The sequence below is a fragment of the Planktothrix serta PCC 8927 genome, from assembly GCF_900010725.2.
In the GTDB taxonomy this organism is placed as follows: Bacteria; Cyanobacteriota; Cyanobacteriia; order Cyanobacteriales; family Microcoleaceae; genus Planktothrix; species Planktothrix serta.
On the sequence record NZ_LR734832.1, the window covers coordinates 258,748 to 277,021 of the forward strand.

Consider the following 18,274-nt stretch of genomic DNA (forward strand, 5'->3'; position numbering starts at 1 on the left):
GTTTAAAACATTACCTTTTATTTTTGTTTTCGGAGATCGGTAGAAGGGGGATAAACCGTCATTTGACCTTAAGATTTCTTGCGTTTACCTTTGGATTTTCGAGGAATACCTCGGAGAAAATTACCGAAATCCGTACTTTTTCCATTATGATCATAATTATCTTCCCCAAAGGTTTTTCTTAACCTATCTTTATACCTTTGATATTCTTGGGGAACAGAACCCTCTAGTTTTAAAAATGCCTTCGGCGTAAAAGTAAAATTGAAATTTTCGCCAGTTTTTTGTAGAAAAGTATTAAAGTGATTATAGGTATTAATAACCTGTTCCGTTGCTCGTGATAAATCACCACTGCGTTTTAATTCTACAAAACAGATAATTCTTTCTTGATTTTTAGCATAAAATACCAAAGAATCGCAAATAGCCATATTAGGTTGATTTAATCCTAATATGTTTCTTAATTGACAGCTAGAATTATCGATTGAAAAAAAGAGAACAGTTTCTCCATTTTCTGGTTTTAAACTAACTGAAACACCTTCATCCTCACATGAAGTTTTCCCAGGTAAAAAGCACTCAGATAATAGTAGGATATTAAAACACATATTCTAGTCAAGTCTGGTAAATTTTTTTAAAAACTAATAAATTTAGGAAAAGATATGGGAAATATCATCAGAAACATTACTAAATGTTTCCCAATCAATAAATCCTTCCTCATTCAAAATATTTTTTGCTGTTCTATCTTTAAATAAATAAACACCTACTTTCTCCTGAGAAATAAATGCTTCTATATTTCCTAAATAAAACCTCTCTTTAATCGCTTCTTGGTCATCCCGTTTTGCTGCTCTCATTAAATTGGATAAATGATCAACAATATAAGGACTGTGGGTTGTAATTAAAACATTTAAACCTGCTTGAACAAGCATGGCTAAAAATTCAATCATTTCCACCTGCGCTGAGGGATGTAAATTCATTTCCGGCTCGTCAATAATCAACCATTCATCCGGTTCAACTAAATAACGAAGACACAGAACAAGTGGGGCCAGTTCTTTGACCATAGATGAAACAATGGGCATTTCTAACTTCATCTCATTAGAAGTTTGAAACAGGAGTTCTCGACGAAGTTCTGAAGGTTCAAAATCAACCTTACCTTTTAAAATATCTTGTTCTAATAACTTAGCTAAATTGATATATTTTTGGATTTTTGGTTTATCCTTAATTTCTTTTTCACGTTCTGTAAAATTTTTTTGAGAAGCTGTAAGCATAGTGAATATAAAACGCTGAACTGCATTAATGGGAGTCTCATTCTTCAGATCATTGGTAATTTCATTAGCATCTGCAACCGTAAAAACTTTTTCTTTCTGGATTTTATTAAATAAAGGAAGCGTGATAAACGTTGTTCTTTCAGTGGGAAAAGGATAGGTATATCCATAGAAAGAACGATGAATAGTTTGAAAAACAACCTCATAAATAAACTCTCTAATTACTTTCTCAGGTAACTTTTGCAAAATGTCAGATTCGTTTCCTGAATAAAAGTAAACCCGATTATTGTTGCTTTCTTTAACTGCATTAAGTAAACCTTTTTTACTTCTTTTGCTCGCGGAAATTTTGCTTTCTATAGCAGCATTACCAATTTTCGCAAAATAGTGATTAGCAGATTTACCTAATTCTATTTTGACATCAAGGTTATCAAAACTAATTCGTTGACTACACATGAATTCATTCATCAACGATGCAGCTAAATCAGCTACTCCATTAATATATTTTTCCAGATACTCTTGAGAAAAATTCACTAAATCAAGTTGAGCATTTCCTTCCTCTATTAATTGTTTAACTGCTGTTTCTAAGGGAGGATAATTAACTTCATTTTTTAGATCTAACTGTGTTTCTAAATATTCCTTATACGCTTCAACGCCAAAAATAGCAGCTAAAAGATAAGCTGTCCAGGTTTTACCTGTATTGTTTTCACCGATAAAAACAGTTAAAGGCTTTAGGTTAATTTCAGCTTGCTCAATGATACCTAGATTTTTGATTTTAATTTTCATAATAATTAATTAAACATTATTAATATTGTATCATGCCAAAGTACAAATGTTTCGTTAATAAGACTTAGACTTCAGGGGATGATCTGCTTATTTAGATAGAATCCCCCTCGTAGAATTAGGGGGAGGATGTCAGCACCTTTAATATTTCCGTTCCTGGGGTTCAAATAGGGTAATTTTGACCGGACGATAAGCTAAATCAATACCCGCAGGAGAATAATAAGCTAAGGTATGTTTGAGGAACATTTCATCATTGCGTTGAGGATAATCTTCCCGACTGTGAGCACCTCGACTTTCTTGACGGTTTAAGGCTGAAGTTAAAATCAGATTTCCCACAATCATTAGACTTTTTAATTCTAACGCTTCAATTAATTCGGTATTCCAACATTTGCCTTTATCATCTAAATAAATCCGTTGATAACGATTTTGCAAGGCTTCAATTTGACTTAACCCTTCTCGCATAACGCTATCATTTCTAAACACACCACAATGAATCGTCATCGCATCTTGAAAGTCTTGACGGAGTTGGCTAATTCGACAGTCTCCTGATTGCTCTAATAATGATTGTAATTGTTCTTGAGCTTCTGTCAAATAACGTTGTTCATCAATTGTTGGTAATTTGCGATTTTGCACAAATTGAGCGATCGCAGCCCCCGTTCTTTTGCCATAAACCACACATTCTAATAAGGAATTACTGCCTAAACGATTTGCCCCATGCACCGAGACACAAGCCGCTTCTCCGGCTGCAAATAATCCATCCACTAAACTATCAGCACCGCTTAAAACTTGCCCATTAATATTAGTGGGAATTCCCCCCATTGAATAATGAACGGTTGGACGTACAGGCATCGGTTCTACGACCGCATCAATGCCTAATAAACGGTGCGCTTCTTCCCAACAAAAAGGAATGCGACTCATAATTTTTTCCCGTCCTAAATGTCGCAAATCCAAATAAATATAAGGCCCCCCTGCACTCCCATCCGGGTTAATTCCTCGTCCGGCGCGAATTTCTAAAGTAATAGCGCGAGACGTAATATCTCTCGGTGCTAATTCCATCCGACTTGGGGCGTAGGTTGCCATAAATCGTTCCCCATTACTATTAATTAAATAAGCTCCTTCCCCCCGCACGGCTTCAGAAATTAACACCCCCGCCGGATATAACCCCGTGGGATGAAACTGTACAAACTCCATATCTTCTAGGGGAACTCCCGCCATCGCCGACATCGCCAACCCGTCCCCCGTTGAAGCGTAGTCATTGGACGTGGTATTAAACGCCCGACCATAGCCCCCCGTTGCGAACATCACCGCCTTAGCGCGAACAACGGTTAACTGTCCGTCATTGATACGGAACATGACCACACCCTTCGCCTGTCCCTCTTCTAAGATTAAGCGCATCACATACCATTCATCATAGATATGAACGCCATAGCGTCTGAGGTTATTGACCAGTTCGTGTAAAATCGCATGGCCGGTTTTATCGGCGGCGTAACAGGTGCGGTTATGAGAATGTCCTCCGAAGGCGCGTTGAGCAATACGGCCATCGGGAAGGCGGGAAAATAAGACTCCCAAATGTTCTAAATCGATAATCACATCTGGGGCTTCTTGGGCTAAAATTTCAACGGCATCTTGATCAGCTAAATAGTCTGAACCCTTGACGGTATCGAAAGCATGGGCTTTCCAACTATCGCTTTCATCGATATTTTTTAATGTAGCGGCGATACCCCCCTGGGCGGCGACGGAATGGGAACGAATGGGGTGAGTTTTAGCAACAACGGCTATATTTAAACTGGGGTTAGTGCGGGCAATTTCTACCGCCGCCCGACATCCGGCTAACCCGCCCCCAACAATAATCACATCATGTTCTAGCATTTTAATCAGTTATCAGTTGTCAGTTATCAGTTATCAGTTATCAGTTATCAATTATTAGTTATAGGTCTGTAAGGGCGCGGGAACCCCGCCCCTACGGGTATAACTCTTACACTGATAACTGATTACTGATAACTGATTACTGTATGAGTTGAATTTATTCTAACTCGCCACTTGCGCCGTTTGGGAACTGGGAAATTCAGCCCGGCTGGGTTCGTCTTCAATAGATGGGTCTACGGATAGAATTTCGATATGGTTAAATAAAGTGGTGACAAATGCGAAGAGTAAGAAAGGTAAAGACAGCACAACGATTAAGCCAACGGTTGCTAAGGCATAAATTTGGCGGGTTGTACTCCACAGTGCTAATGAAGTTGCTAAGGCGATAAAGATCACAATTAGCCAGATGATAATTTGGCTGTAGATGTCGCCATAAGTTAGTGTGCATCGGATACGATACTTTTTCAGATCTTGCATTGGCTTTCTCTCGTAATATTACTGTGAACTTCTAGGTTAAGCGATTGATTCAATTTTGGAAAATTTCTCAACATTTTAATAAGACTTGTAATTTAACTTTACGTTGGGTCATACATCAGGAGTCAGGACTCGGTAGCCTTCAATTTATTGTTGGGCTTCAGAGATCTCTTTAGGGGCTAAAGCCCAACAATGTTCTAATCTTCTGACCTAAAAAATAATAGGTTCGGTAATGCCAACCCAACGGGAATTCCTAATGTCATTAACAAGGCAGTTCCTGCCATGATAATAGTATTAGCAATTAAAGAAATATCGGTATTCATGCCTAATTCCATCATTAAAATTAAACCACTTCCGGCTCGAAACATAAAAATTCCAGGGATCATTCCGACAACAGCCCCAAATGCGATCGCAGCCGAAGGCACTTTAAAGCGTCGAGAAAAATAAACTGTCATTAATCCCACAACCATTGAAGCCAAAAGATTTCCCCAAATAATTCCTAATCCGATATTAATTGAAAAAATCCGCATCCCATAACCGACCATTCCACAAAAAATACAAATCCAAAGAATTCCTTTAGGGACATTAAATAAAATCGCAAATCCGGCAGCCACAAATCCGGCAAATAAAATATTTTCAGGTTGTAATAGAGGCGGCTTCATCGGATTAACAGCAACAGAAATATCCATTAAGCTGCCTGATAATAATAAACCAAATAAAATAGAAATCAACATCACTAAACTAAAATTTAATCGAGCAATTCCGGTAATTTGATGGTTATAAACCATATCTAAAACTGCATTAATTAAATGAACCCCTGGGACTAACATCATGGAGGGAACTAATAAACAGGGTTCTGGCGTTGTTGTCCAACCCAGTTTAATTCCAATTGCACTGATACAACCTCCTAAAAAAGCTGCGAAAAAGGTAATAATAAACCCATTAAAATTGCGTTTTGCTAATTCCTGCCTTAAGATTAATCCCAGGGCTGTTGCTAAACTCACAATCAAAAAGGTAGACCAATCTCCATTAAAAATTTTAGCTAAACTTCCCCCCGCAATTCCTAACATTAAAACTAAAAACCATTGGGGATCATGATGAGGAGCATGGTGATTAATTAGTTCTAACTCATCTGTAACTTGTTCTAAGGTTTTATGTCCTTGTTGAAGATCATCGACTAACCGCATTACTTGAGTTATTACCATCATATTAATTTTCATCGCCGGAATTGGGATACTAATCCGCGAATAGAATTGATTATGGATTTTTGTTGTTAATGTGATGGCTTCATAGGATACTAATAATCGGGCTTCAATTCCTAAACTATCCGCCAATTGACGAGTTACCCGATGAACTCGTTCTGTTGCGGCACTATTTTGTAGAAGAAGTCTGGCTGTGAGTAAAACCAGGTGAAACTTTTGATCAATCTCTCGCAGGACTGTTTGTGTCATCTGGGTTTTTCCTTAAACGGACATCTAATGTTATTAATAGTATTGGATTTAGGCTTAATTTTATGAATGGTTGGGAATTACTACAACGAAAAGCAACAGGGGAATGGAATTTTAAAGAGGTCGATTTAAGGGGTGCAGATTTGCAAAATTTTGATCTGAGTAAATTAGTCTTTATTGGGGCTGATTTAAGTGGGGCGAATCTTAGTCACGCTAATTTAAGTCGAGCTTGTTTACGCGGTGCGAACTTAATGGGGGCTAATTTGAGTTATGCCATTTTAAAACAAGCCAGTTTATATGAGACACAAATGATGGGAGCAAATCTCTCCCATGTCGATCTCAATGGTGCAAATTTAACCCAAGCCAATTTAAGTTATACGAATCTTTATCAAGCCAATTTAAGTGATGTAACCCTCTACCAGGGTAATTTAGAAAATGCTTGGTTAGTGGGGGCTGATTTACGAGATGCAGATTTAGAAAAAGCGAACTTCAAAGCCGCTAATTTAACTGATTCTAACTTAACTGATTCCATTGGATTTAATGATCATGATGCAATTATTTGTAATACGATTATGCCCAATGGTGAAGTGATGTTATCCTTATTCTAAATTAACGTTCAAAGTTTTCCCCCCAATTAACACTTGATCCCCTGTAACTAATTTACGTCCCCGTCGAGTTTCAATCTCACCATTGACTTGAACATCACCCGATTGAATCATGATTTTAGCTTGTCCTCCGGTGGAAACCTCGCCCATAAATTTAAGAAATTGATCGAGTTTAATCGTTTCAGACATGATTTTATAGGATCTACGAAAATTATCAGTTGCTCAATCTATTTTAATATTAAAGAGGATTTTGAGCAAGGCACTCCGAAGATAGCCAACGCCACCTACTCCGATGCCAATTCTTGCACAAAATCTTGATGGGCTTGACTTGCTAATCCCTGCTGAACAACCTCTAAAACTTTGGCTAAATTTCCCGCTAATAAAGCAGCTTTATCTAGCCATAATCCAGGGAAAACTTGCGAATAAATTATCCCATTGCTATCAGGTTCAAGTTTAATATATTCTCCGTTTTTCAATCTAAACCAATCAAATTCACTATCATAAATTCGCCAAACTAAATATTCTTGTACTTGATTTCGACGATAAACTTTTAGTTTTTGATGTAAATCTATTGAGGCAGTAGAAGCAGCAATTTCTACTATTAATTCTGGCGAACCTTCGACATAATCATCTTCACTAATCCTAGATTGTCCCCCTTCTTCTATTCTTAATAACGCATCGGGTTGTGGTTGGTTATCGACATCAAGGCGCACGGTGGCATTATCCAGGGTCTCTACTCCTGATGTGGCGGCTTCGTAAGCAATTAACCAACCTATAATTTGAGAATGAGGTTTGCTGTGTTTTTTTGCTCTGACTGGAGATGCCATATAAACAATTCCTTCAATTAATTCTGCCTTTTTTACTTCAGGCATTGCTTGATAGCGACGTTCAAATTCTACACGGGTTAGTTGGTCGCCGTTTTCTAATGGTGGCAGAATTGCAGGAGGAGAAAAGGTAGTAGAAGTAATCATAGTTTTTTGGGGGAATCAATTGCTGATCATCCTAACAAATTACTGGTATTATGCGATCGCATTCCCTGAAAATGAGGTAACGAAATATCAAAAGGGAAAGTGTGATCGGTTTTTGGTATACTCAGCGATCATAATCTAATCCTGAGCTAATTGCTGTACAAAATCTTGATGGGTTTGACTTGCCAAACCCTGCTGCAATACTTCTAAAACTTTCGCTAAATTTCCCGCTAATAAAGCCGCTTTATCTAGCCACAATCCAGGGAAAACTTGCGAATAAATTATGCCATTGCTATCAGGTTCCAGTTTAATATATTCTCCTTCATTTAATCTAAACCAATCAAATTCACTATCTAAAACTCGCCAAACTAAATATTCTTGTACTTGATTTCGACGATAAACTTTCAGTTTTTGGTTAACATCAATTGACACAGTGCTGGCAGCAATTTCTACGATTAATTCTGGCGCACCTTCGACATAATCATCTTCACTAATCGTTGATTGTCCACCTACCTTAATTCTCAAGAGTGCATCGGGTTGAGGTTCATTATCAGCATCAAGACGCACTGTAGAATTATCCCCAAATTCTACACCAGGAGTAGCAGCTTCATAAGTACCCACCCATGTCATCATATAACCATGAGGTTTCCCATGACTTTTAAATCTTAAAGGCGATGCCATATAAACTACTCCTTCAATTAATTCCGCTTTTTTTATCTGCGGCATAGCAGAATAACGACGCTCAAATTCAGCACGGGTTAGTTGATCTCCGTTTTCTAAGGGAGGAATAGTTAATTTAGGAGAAATTGTGGCTGATATCATTTTTAGTTTTTCTCCCGAAGTTAGGCAATAATTATATTTGTAAATGATAGCAAATCTAAGTTCAGTTTTCTGCTAAAAGTAGAAACTCTTATGACAAGAACCTATAATTCTGGCGCACCTTCGACATAATCACCTGTAGACCTCACCCAGATGGTAATACAAGCCAGTTTCCAGAGCGATAAGTTCTGGAAAACCTGGCAAGTAAGGTTGATGTCTGGAGTGTACAACTTTATTGTGTTTTTACAAATTTTTCCCCTAAAATATACAGTTTTATTCCACCGTAACTGACTTCGCTAAATTCCGAGGCTGATCTACATCTAACCCCCGTCTAGCTGCAATATAATAAGCTAACAATTGCAAAGGAATTACTGTCAGAATCGGAGATAAAATTTCATCCACAATCGGAACTGCTAGAATATCATTAAAGGTTTCCTTGGCTTCCGGTTCTTCTTTCGGCATTACCCCAATTAAACGTGCATCTCGCGCCTTGGCTTCTTGAGCATTAGAAATGACTTTTTCATAGACACTTCCTGGCATGGCGATCGCTACTACAGGGACTTTTTCATCTAATAAAGCAATAGGGCCGTGTTTCATTTCTCCGGCGGGATATCCCTCGGCATGAATATAACTAATTTCCTTTAATTTTAACGCCCCTTCTAAAGCAATGGGAAAATTAATTCCTCGCCCTAAAAAGATGAAATCTTGCGTTTCATTAAAATCATGGGCTAACTCCTCAATATATTTTTCTTGATCCTGTAACAACTGTTCCATTTGAGTCGGAAGTTGTCGCAAATCTTTGATAATTTCCAACAAACGAGATTCGGGTAAGGTTTGACGATGCCAAGCAATATCTAAGGCTAATAAATAAAAGGCAATTAATTGAGCTACAAAGGTTTTTGTAGCAGCAACCCCAATTTCAATTCCCGCCCTAGTATCAATAATATGGGGAACTAATTGGGCTAAAGAACTTTCGGGACGGTTCGTTATTCCTAATAGTTTAGGTGCGTATTTAGCCGGAGCATTAACCCGGCGTTGCTGTTCCATTGCTAAGGAGGCTAAGGTATCGGCTGTTTCTCCTGACTGTGTAACCCCAATTGTTATCGTATTAGGTCGGAGGGGAGTCGGTGCATAACGAGCCTCAGAAGCATATTGTACAATTGTAGGAATACCCGCTAATTGTTCTAACAAATATTTCCCCACTAAACTCGCGTGCCAACTGGTTCCACAGGCTAATATTTCAATTTGTTCTAAATCTTGATACCAGCTTGAAGGAACACTTAAATGAATCGGAGAAGGTCGATTTTGAACTGGAGTTTTTTCCGTTATTTTTTCCGGTTCTAGTTCCCATTCGGCATCTAAATAAGCTTGCAAACAATCCCGAACCACTCCCGGTTGTTCATGGATTTCTTTTAGCATAAAGTGTTTAAAAATGTGCTTCTCAACTAAAGAAGGACTCCAATTGAGAATCCGAGGAACTTTATGTAAACGTTCTCCGGCAAAGGTATAAACTTCCACACCCAAATGGGTTAAACGGGCAATTTCGCCATTTTCTAAACTTAAAACTGCTTGGGTATAAGGAACTAATGCCGGAGTATCCGACGCACAGAAAAATTCCCCTTGACCTAAACCAATGGATAAAGGAGCCTGTTGACGAGCAACAATTAATTCATTGGGATAATCTGCACATAAAACCGCAATAGCAAACGCCCCTTCTAAACGATTAATCGTTTTACGAACAGCCTCTAAAAAAGAGGGCTTTTCAGAAGTCGGAGTTGCTAAAAAATCAGCAATCAGATGCGGAATAACTTCCGTATCCGTATCCGATTTAAACTCATAGCCTTTGGCTTTTAATTCTTCTCGTAATTCTCGATAATTTTCGACAATTCCATTCTGAACAACCGCCACTCGCCCTTTATTATCCAGGTGCGGATGGGCATTGCGTTCTTCCGGTTTACCATGAGTTGCCCAACGTGTGTGACCAATCCCAATACTCGAAGGCATCTCAATAGAGGTTAATTTTTCTCGCAAGTTGTAGAGTTTTCCCTTAGCCCGAACAGAATGAATATTTCCTTCCCAAATTGTTGCTAAACCCGCAGAATCATAACCCCGATATTCCAGTTTTTCTAATCCTGAAATTAGAATATCACTGGCAACTTGAGTCCCAATATAACCCACAATTCCACACATAAATCCACAACTCCTACTTCAATCGCTTTTATCCCGAATTTTAATCCGAGTTTCCCTTATCTTACAGTTGAGGCTTCCTTGATTCCGTTATCGGCTATAGGTTAACAGCCAGTAGAGACGTTGCATGCAACGTCTCTACACCGCCAACCCATAAAAAAAGAGGGCGGAATTTCCCCCTCTGTAAAAATTGAACCAACTGTATCCTGTCTAGTAAAAGCAATAAGTTGGTATTGATCAGAACACCCGCTTTGGGGCAGAGTTTAATAGGCTAGACCCATACTGCGAGTCGTTTCAGCACCGAGATAAACCCGAATACTTAAGAAATCTGTAGGACAAGCTGTTTCACATCGTTTGCAACCAACACAATCCTGGGTGCGGGGAGAGGAAGCAACCTGAGCCGCTTTGCAACCATCCCAAGGAACCATCTCAAGGACGTCAGTGGGGCAAGCGCGAACGCACTGGGTACAGCCGATACAGGTATCGTAAATTTTGACTGAATGAGACATTGAATGATTTCTCCAGTAGATATCAAAATGTTACAAGTTCTGCCCTGAATACAGGTTAGAAGTCCAGCGTGATATGACACTCCTCCGAATTTAATTCGACGGACTCTTAAAAGAGTTAGACTCCCAAAGACGATGCCAACCAGCTAGTACCCACTTTGGCAAAACCATCGTGGCCTATTTTTTCTATGAGCGGAATCATCAGAAAAAATGGGTAGAAACTCCTAACTTTTAGTTAGGCTTTATATTTTTTCCCTTTTCGGGGAGGAGGGTATGGTGGCCCTCCTAACTCCTATTTCTAGGGTAAAGTTAGCTTCGCCAAGATTTTAAGAGCTTGTTAGGTTAGCAGCACTTCCTTAACCCGATAAAGATGTTTAACCACTAACGACAGAGCCTGGGACTAGCTACGCATCCACAGGGTGTCATGACTCAAAAAACGTAGTCAATTAAGACTTAGGCTGGTCAACTATCACGCTCTGGTGAGGCACTAGGTGCGAAGCCTGCGCTCCGCCCATAGCCCCGTCACAGAGAGTGCGGGGTGCTGACCCCATATATTCCATCACAATACCGTAGTGAAACACTACCCGTACACATAAGGCGATAAAACTTTAAACAATGTAATATTTCCGTCTCGGATGTCCATTGTCCATTGTCAGTCAACAACCAACCGTCAACTAATTTTATCCAAAACAGACTTCGTAGAAACAACATGGTGGTCTAAACCGAGTTGTTTGGGGTCAATACCGAGGGCGAGGGCCACTAATTGGGGAAGATGGAGCACAGGTAAACCCAAGGGACGACCGATGACTTTTTCCACTTCTGGCTGACGAGAATCTAAATTGAGATGGCACAGAGGGCAAGGTGTTACCAGACAATCTGCACCGTTGTCAATAGCCTCTTGAATCTGTTTTCCCGCCATTTGAAAGGAGGATTCTGTGGCGTAACTCGATAGGGGCCAACCGCAACATTGGGTTCTACCTCGATAATACACCGGAGTTGCCCCAACAGCCCGAAACAGATTTTCCATCGATTCCGGTTGATGGGGATCATCATAGGGGAGATGGGTTTGAGCGCGTAAGAGATAACAGCCATAAAATGCAGCACACTTCAAGCCTGATAGTGTGCGACTGACTCGGCGTTCGATTTCAGCTAAACCATAATCCACAACTAAGGCCCAGAGAAGGTGTTTAACTTCTGTTGTCCCTTGATAGGGTGAACATCCCTGTTGGCCGAGTAATCCATTCACTTTTTCAAGATAAGCCGGATCAGTTTCCTGAAATTCTTTTAAGCGTTCATCAACGTGACCAATAACCCCCTGACAGGTGCTGCAATGGGTCAGTAAGGGTAAATTTAATTCTTCTGCTAAAGCAATATTACGGGCATTGACGGTATCCTCTAACAGTCGAGAATCTTCTTTGAAGGTTCCCGAACCGCAGCAGGATGCTTTTTTAAGTTCAATTAGTTCAATGCCTAAAGTTTCGGTGAGGACTTGCGTGGACTGATACAGTTCTCGACAAGCTCCTTGGGCAACACAGCCCGGAAAATAGGCATATCTCAAGGATGGCATAGAAATTACCTTCTCCACTAACGACAGGGGGATTTGCGATCGCCCGTTATTTTCCATCATCTCTCGGACTCAGGTTGATTAGGGAAATTAAGAATTAAGAATTAAGAATTAAGGATGGGGGTTTCGGGTGTTTCAAGGATAGAGCGTTACAAAATAGCAATAAAACGATTAAGAGACTAAAGAAGCGTTTAAAATAGAAAGTATAACAAAAGTTTCCAGTTTTTATTTAACCTAGAACCCTATGAAAATTTTAGGTAAAGCGACTTTGGCGGGAACCCAAAGATATCGAGAACGGCATCAGCAAGATTGTGTAGCTGCTCATTTTCGAGAAGCTAATGATTGGGTTGTTAGTTCAATCGGGATTGGGACTTATTTGGGAGCAGCAGACTCTCGAACTGATGATCACGTTACTGATGCGATTATCGAGTCAGTTAAAAATGGAATTAACCTGATTGATACGGCGATTAATTATCGTTCTATGCACGCTGAATGGAGTGTCAGCGATGCTTTATTGACTTTAATGCGGGATGAAGTGATCTCCAGAGATGAATTCATTCTGTGTACAAAAGGAGGTTTTATTCCTGACCCAGAACGAATTAGTTGGTTTTATTCTCGATATATTGAGAATAGTCGGTTTTCAATTGAGCCAGGGGATTTAGTGGCGGAATGTCATTGTTTACACCCGGAATATATTGGGGATCAACTGGAGCGAAGTTTAGATAATTTAGGGGTAGAAACGATTGATATCTATTATCTGCATAATCCCGAAATGCAACTGTCTGAAGTTTCTCCAGAAATTTTTTACTCTCGTCTCAAGCTGGCGTTTGAAGGATTAGAAAAAGCCGTTAGTCAAGGAAAAATTAGTAGCTATGGGTTAGCCACTTGGGATGGCTTTCGAGTCCAACCCAACCACCCCAACCATCTTGATTTAGCTAAAATTAAAGCGATCGCAACTCAAGTGGCCCCCAATGGAACAGATCATTTCAAATTTATTCAGTTACCCTTCAACGCGACGAGGGTAGAGGCGTTGGTTAAGCCCACTCAACAAATTAAGCGAACCGGGCTCCCTGTCCTAGAAGCAGCCCATCGTTTGGGTTTATCGGTAATTTCCAGTGCCTCCATTGGTCAAACTCAGGCTATTGGTCACATCCCAGAAGCCATGCAAGAGATTATTCATCAGACCCCGTTAACGCCGACCCTGCAAGCCCTTCAGTTTACCCGTTCTTGTCCGAGATTACTGACCGCTTTAGTGGGAATGAAAACAATCGATCATGTCAGAGAAAATTTGGCCTTAACTCGGATTAAACCCCTAGCTCCCAAATTCTACAAAACTTTGGCTACGGCCAGTGTCTAAATCCCTTCTAGCTCAGGTTAGCAGAATTTTTCTGGGGAATAGTTAAAAAATAGTTACGATTCGTGATTAAATATTAAGTAGGATTAAACAATCTTAGTAATGGAGAGATTGGCTCTGACTGATTTGTTCGGTGAAAACTTAGCCCCAGCCTCCCCGACGGTTTGGCGTCCACAGCTATCAATCGGCGTTTTTGTGCCGACTGTGGGACTGGCGAATATCGTTATGTCCCATTTGCAAAATGATAGCTATATGGTGGTGCAGATTCAGTCTGTTGAAGCCTTTCTCAAATTTATGGTTCAAGAAAGACACCAACTGGATTGTATTATTCTTGAGGATAATCAAGATTTGTCCGCCCTGAGTCAATACCTTCTTGATCAGTCTATTTCTGTTCCGGCGGTCATTGTTACAGCACAACCCCAACCTGTAGACACATTCATTCAAACCGATGATTCTGCGGACGTGGCCAAACCTGGGGAAGCGTCTTCACTGTATTTTTACCAATGTACTGAGGTGCAAATCGGAGATAATCAACTGAATCAGATTCCCGGTTATATTGATAAAGCCATCAGTCAGTTTATTACCCATGCCATTACAACTCGCCTCACTGAACAGTCTGCAAGTGGCAATGCTCCCACAGAGCTAACAAATTTTATCATTCGTCAACAACGTCGCCTGGTGAGTAAACTCCATGAGCGATTAGGATACCTGGGTGTGTACTATAAAAGAAGCCCCCAGAACTTTATTCGCAATATGACTCCTGCGGAACGACAGGAATTTATCGATCAGCTAAAAACGAAATATCGTCAGATTGTTCTGAGTTATTTTTCAGCCGATCAAAGTCTCAATAATAAAATTGATGAATATGTAAATTTAGCCTTTTTTGCTGATATTCCCGTTACCCGAATTGTAGAAATTCACATGGAGTTAATGGATAATTTTTCTAAACAGCTTAAATTAGAACGCAGAAGCGAAGATGTTTTGTTAGATTACCGATTAACCTTAATTGATACCATCGCCCATTTGTGTGAAATGTATCGCCGATCCATTCCTAGAGATTCATAAAGTCTTCCCTATTGAAACAGCACCAATTTGATAAAGTTATAAAATTGGTTCTTCCTGCTCCTACCCACATTGGTCAAATAAAAATCTATGAGTCCTCTTCAAAAAACCTATGTCCTTAAACTCTATGTCGCTGGAAATACTCCTAACTCTGTCCGAGCTTTAAAAACCCTTAAAGACATCTTAGAACAGGAGTTTCAAGGCGTTTATGCTTTAAAAGTGATTGATGTTCTCAAAAATCCGCAACTAGCCGAGGAAGACAAAATTTTAGCCACTCCTACCCTATCTAAAATTTTACCCCCCCCCGTGCGGAAAATTATTGGTGATCTTTCTGATCGAGAAAAAGTTTTAATTGGACTGGATCTTCTCTATGAAGAACTGATGGATGATTGAGGTTCTCCTGCGTTTGGGGTGATCATAGACCCTGAGCGGAAGTAATTTTGAGATAAATATGGACTGGAAATAGATTCTAGGGACTGAGGACGGAGTAAAATAGATTACTTATGTTGATCAATCCTGATCGGTTTAACTGAAGTGCTGGGGTTTCCCGGCTAAGAATCATGACTTGATTCCCTATTGTTCCAGATTTTGTGGTAAATGTAGCAAGGGTCTCACAGGTTTATCGATCAGAGGCACATCCTTTAACATCAAAATTATGAGTGAAACTTCTCAGGAAACCAAAAACAATGGACGCAAACTGATAGGGGTGCAGAAAATCCGCACCATGATTGAAGGCTTTGATGATATAAGTCATGGGGGAATGCCTATCGCCAGAACCACCCTAGTCAGTGGGACTTCAGGAACAGGGAAAACCTTGTTTGCGGTTCAGTTTCTCTACAATGGAATCACCTATTTTGATGAGCCTGGGATCTTTGTCACCTTTGAAGAATCACCTACAGATATTATTAAAAACGCTTCTAGTTTTGGATGGGATCTCCAACAATTCATTGATGATGGCAAGTTATTTATCTTAGATGCTTCTCCCGACCCAGAGGGACAAGATATTGTCGGAAATTTTGACCTATCTGCCTTAATTGAGCGGATTCAATACGCCATTCGTAAATATAAAGCCAGACGGGTCTCGATTGACTCGGTAACGGCCGTTTTTCAACAATATGATGCGGCCGGAGTGGTGAGACGAGAGATTTTTCGTCTGGTGGCGCGACTCAAACAGGTGGGAGCCACAACGATTATGACCACCGAACGGGAGGCAGAATATGGCCCGGTGGCTCGGTTTGGGGTGGAAGAATTTGTCTCCGATAACGTCGTAATTTTACGAAATGTTTTAGAGGGAGAACGGCGGCGGCGCACGGCGGAAATTTTGAAATTACGGGGTACTACCCACATGAAAGGGGAATATCCATTTACGATTACCAATAATGGCATTGGCATCTTTCCCTTGGGTGCAATGCGACTTACTCAACGCTCGTCTAACGCACGGGTTTCTTCGGGAAATAAAACCCTGGATCAAATGTGTGGGGGTGGGTTCTTCAAAGATTCGATTATTTTGGCGACCGGAGCAACGGGAACAGGTAAAACCTTATTGGTTAGTATTTTTCTTCAGAATGCCTGTGCTAATGGTCAACGGGCGATGTTATTTGCCTATGAAGAATCTCGCGCTCAGTTATTTAGAAATGCGAGTTCTTGGGGGATTGATTTTGAAGAAATGGAAAGCAAAGGATTACTGAAAATTTTATGTAGTTATCCTGAATCTGCTGGGTTAGAAGATCATATGCAAATTATTAAATCAGAAATTTCTGAATTTAAACCCGCTCGAATTGCAATTGATTCGTTATCTGCTTTAGCACGCGGAGTGAGTAATAACGCCTTCCGTCAATTTGTAATTGGGGTAACGGGTTATGCCAAACAGGAGGAAATTACAGGATTTTTCACGAATACAACGGATCAATTTATGGGTTCTCATTCGATTACAGATTCCCATATTTCAACGATTACTGATACGATTTTGATGCTGCAATATGTGGAAATTCGCGGGGAAATGTCGCGGGCATTGAACGTATTTAAAATGCGAGGTTCCTGGCATGATAAAGGGATTCGAGAATATACGATTAGTGACCACGGCCCTCTAATTACAGATTCTTTCCGCGATTATGAACGAATTATTAGTGGTTCTCCCACCCGTATTGGTGTGAATGAAAAGAGTGAATTATCTCGAATTATTCAAGGAGTTCAAGGAAAGATTGATGCGGATGAACAATAAGCTGGTGATTGAGTAGAAGTCAGTGCCAAAATAAATTCCCCGCAGTTAACCATAAGATTGTTACTTGAAGGGAAAACCTTGATTTTCCCTGGGCTAAAAGGGCGTAACTTGCTCCCAATACCCCGAACTGACAATCTTATGGTTAACAACAACAAATCCCGTTAGGAATTATGCTCAAAAAAGTCCGCCGCAGTAATTAAAGAGCTATTCACCCCCAAGAGTTTAGCAACTTGTTGTTGAGTGCTCGCTACCGTCAGAATCGTATTGCCATTCTCAGAAGTAATTTGTAACTGAGCAAAAGTCAATCCTCCGGTGAAAACAATTCGATCTAAACCATCTTGGAAATCGGTAATGGTTTCGGTATCAAATTGAGTAGCAATATAGAAATCATCATTACCCCCGCCTCCGGTCAGGGTATCAAGACCCTCTGCACCGACCAACAAATCATCTCCCTCACCGCCGAGGAGTTGGTCTTCTCCGGTACCACCATCGAGGAGATCATCTCCTAAATCACCCCAGATCAAATCATTGCCTTCATTGCCATCTAAGATATCAGTGTCTTGACCCCCATAGATCGTATCATTGCCAGTCTCTCCAGAAATGATGTCAATGCCAGTGTCACCGAAAATCAGATCATCTCCTTCATTGCCTTCAAGAAAATCAGTGCCTTCTTGTCCGAATAACTGATCATTTCCTTCATTGCCTTTGAGCAGGTCAGTCCCTTCACCCCCGAAGAGTTGATCATCTCCTTCATTGCCTTCGAGAACATCATTGCCTTGACCGCCGAGAACAGTATCATTGCCCCCGCCACTTTGCAGTAGGTCATCTCCTAAATCACCCCTGATCAGATCATTGCCATCACCACTGAGGACGGTATCATTGCCTTGACCGCCATATACTGTGTTATTCCCGGAGCCGAGATCAATAAAATCATCTCCTTTAAAAGCTGAAACTTGATCATCACCCGCACCGGAGGAGACCAGATCCTGATTGTCTGTAGCGGGTAAATTTTCCGCATTCTCCGTGCCATTAATCGGGTTGGAACTTGTTGGGGGGACAAAGGCAGCGATGGGGATTCCAATGCCAGGGATTAACTGGCTGGGATCAAACACAAACACCGACGTGGGTGCGGGGGTAGGCTGGGGTGAAACGTTTACAGGTAAGGATTCC

At 40.4% G+C, this 18,274-nt stretch carries 17 protein-coding genes; 5 read left to right on the top strand and 12 right to left on the bottom strand.

Going from position 1 to position 18,274, the window contains the following annotated elements; all coding sequences use genetic code 11:
- Nucleotides 1–68: 68 nt before the first annotated feature.
- The 5 genes from PL8927_RS03775 to PL8927_RS03795 all read right to left on the bottom strand — a co-directional run bounded on the left by PL8927_RS03775 (nucleotide 69) and on the right by PL8927_RS03795 (nucleotide 5,821).
- The gene (locus tag PL8927_RS03775; RefSeq protein WP_156093086.1) at nucleotides 69–422 is read right to left on the bottom strand and encodes a hypothetical protein; all 354 of its coding nucleotides are present in this window, start codon (nucleotides 420–422) and stop codon (nucleotides 69–71) included.
- A 216-nt stretch (nucleotides 423–638) separates the two neighbouring features.
- Nucleotides 639–2,036 (bottom strand): AAA family ATPase, encoded by a 1,398-nt coding sequence (locus PL8927_RS03780; RefSeq protein ID WP_083617745.1) that lies wholly within the window; start codon nucleotides 2,034–2,036, stop codon nucleotides 639–641.
- A 138-nt stretch (nucleotides 2,037–2,174) separates the two neighbouring features.
- Nucleotides 2,175–3,902 carry a succinate dehydrogenase/fumarate reductase flavoprotein subunit gene (locus tag PL8927_RS03785; RefSeq protein ID WP_083617747.1) on the bottom strand — a complete coding sequence of 576 codons (1,728 nt, stop codon included), beginning with the start codon at nucleotides 3,900–3,902 and terminating at the stop codon, nucleotides 2,175–2,177.
- A gap of 159 nt (nucleotides 3,903–4,061) precedes the next feature.
- Nucleotides 4,062–4,373: a hypothetical protein gene (locus PL8927_RS03790; protein WP_083617749.1), complete on the bottom strand. Its 312-nt coding sequence runs from the start codon at nucleotides 4,371–4,373 to the stop codon at nucleotides 4,062–4,064.
- Between the two features lie 194 nt (nucleotides 4,374–4,567).
- Entirely contained in the window at nucleotides 4,568–5,821 is a 1,254-nt protein-coding gene (locus tag PL8927_RS03795; protein ID WP_083617752.1) for a threonine/serine exporter family protein, read from the bottom strand.
- Between the two features lie 62 nt (nucleotides 5,822–5,883).
- On the opposite strand from PL8927_RS03795, the gene PL8927_RS03800 reads away from it, so the two are divergent.
- Nucleotides 5,884–6,426, top strand: a complete 543-nt coding sequence (locus tag PL8927_RS03800; protein WP_083617754.1) for a pentapeptide repeat-containing protein — start codon at nucleotides 5,884–5,886, stop codon at nucleotides 6,424–6,426.
- On the opposite strand, the gene PL8927_RS03805 is transcribed toward PL8927_RS03800, so the two are convergent.
- The 6 genes from PL8927_RS03805 to PL8927_RS03830 all read right to left on the bottom strand — a co-directional run bounded on the left by PL8927_RS03805 (nucleotide 6,418) and on the right by PL8927_RS03830 (nucleotide 12,470).
- Nucleotides 6,418–6,612, bottom strand: a complete 195-nt coding sequence (locus PL8927_RS03805) for an RNA-binding S4 domain-containing protein (RefSeq protein WP_083617755.1) — start codon at nucleotides 6,610–6,612, stop codon at nucleotides 6,418–6,420. The two genes, PL8927_RS03800 and PL8927_RS03805, sit on opposite strands and share 9 nt — an antisense overlap.
- Before the next feature lie 95 nt (nucleotides 6,613–6,707).
- Nucleotides 6,708–7,394: a Uma2 family endonuclease gene (locus tag PL8927_RS03810; RefSeq protein ID WP_083617758.1), complete on the bottom strand. Its 687-nt coding sequence runs from the start codon at nucleotides 7,392–7,394 to the stop codon at nucleotides 6,708–6,710.
- Nucleotides 7,395–7,529: 135 nt separating this feature from the next.
- Nucleotides 7,530–8,213: a Uma2 family endonuclease gene (locus PL8927_RS03815; RefSeq protein ID WP_083617760.1), complete on the bottom strand. Its 684-nt coding sequence runs from the start codon at nucleotides 8,211–8,213 to the stop codon at nucleotides 7,530–7,532.
- A 270-nt stretch (nucleotides 8,214–8,483) separates the two neighbouring features.
- Nucleotides 8,484–10,400 (bottom strand): glutamine--fructose-6-phosphate transaminase (isomerizing), encoded by a 1,917-nt coding sequence (gene glmS, locus PL8927_RS03820; protein ID WP_083617762.1) that lies wholly within the window; start codon nucleotides 10,398–10,400, stop codon nucleotides 8,484–8,486.
- Between the two features lie 260 nt (nucleotides 10,401–10,660).
- Nucleotides 10,661–10,906 (bottom strand): photosystem I iron-sulfur center protein PsaC, encoded by a 246-nt coding sequence (psaC, locus tag PL8927_RS03825; protein WP_083617765.1) that lies wholly within the window; start codon nucleotides 10,904–10,906, stop codon nucleotides 10,661–10,663.
- Between the two features lie 667 nt (nucleotides 10,907–11,573).
- Nucleotides 11,574–12,470: a CoB--CoM heterodisulfide reductase iron-sulfur subunit B family protein gene (locus tag PL8927_RS03830; protein ID WP_083617767.1), complete on the bottom strand. Its 897-nt coding sequence runs from the start codon at nucleotides 12,468–12,470 to the stop codon at nucleotides 11,574–11,576.
- A 241-nt stretch (nucleotides 12,471–12,711) separates the two neighbouring features.
- Here PL8927_RS03830 and PL8927_RS03835 point away from each other — a divergent pair, with 241 nt between their 5' ends.
- From PL8927_RS03835 to kaiC, 4 genes are all read left to right on the top strand, one after another.
- Nucleotides 12,712–13,824, top strand: a complete 1,113-nt coding sequence (locus PL8927_RS03835) for an aldo/keto reductase (protein WP_083617769.1) — start codon at nucleotides 12,712–12,714, stop codon at nucleotides 13,822–13,824.
- A gap of 99 nt (nucleotides 13,825–13,923) precedes the next feature.
- Nucleotides 13,924–14,886, top strand: a complete 963-nt coding sequence (locus tag PL8927_RS03840) for a circadian clock protein KaiA (protein ID WP_231505901.1) — start codon at nucleotides 13,924–13,926, stop codon at nucleotides 14,884–14,886.
- Nucleotides 14,887–14,973: 87 nt separating this feature from the next.
- A complete protein-coding gene (gene kaiB / locus PL8927_RS03845; protein WP_079677629.1) occupies nucleotides 14,974–15,276 on the top strand; it encodes a circadian clock protein KaiB in 303 nt (100 codons plus the stop codon).
- A 262-nt stretch (nucleotides 15,277–15,538) separates the two neighbouring features.
- Nucleotides 15,539–17,104 (top strand): circadian clock protein KaiC, encoded by a 1,566-nt coding sequence (gene kaiC / locus PL8927_RS03850; RefSeq protein ID WP_083617771.1) that lies wholly within the window; start codon nucleotides 15,539–15,541, stop codon nucleotides 17,102–17,104.
- A gap of 161 nt (nucleotides 17,105–17,265) precedes the next feature.
- On the opposite strand, the gene PL8927_RS03855 is transcribed toward kaiC, so the two are convergent.
- Nucleotides 17,266–18,274, bottom strand: a 1,009-nt coding sequence (locus tag PL8927_RS03855; protein ID WP_083617773.1) for a calcium-binding protein, incomplete at its 5' end; no start/stop codon positions are given.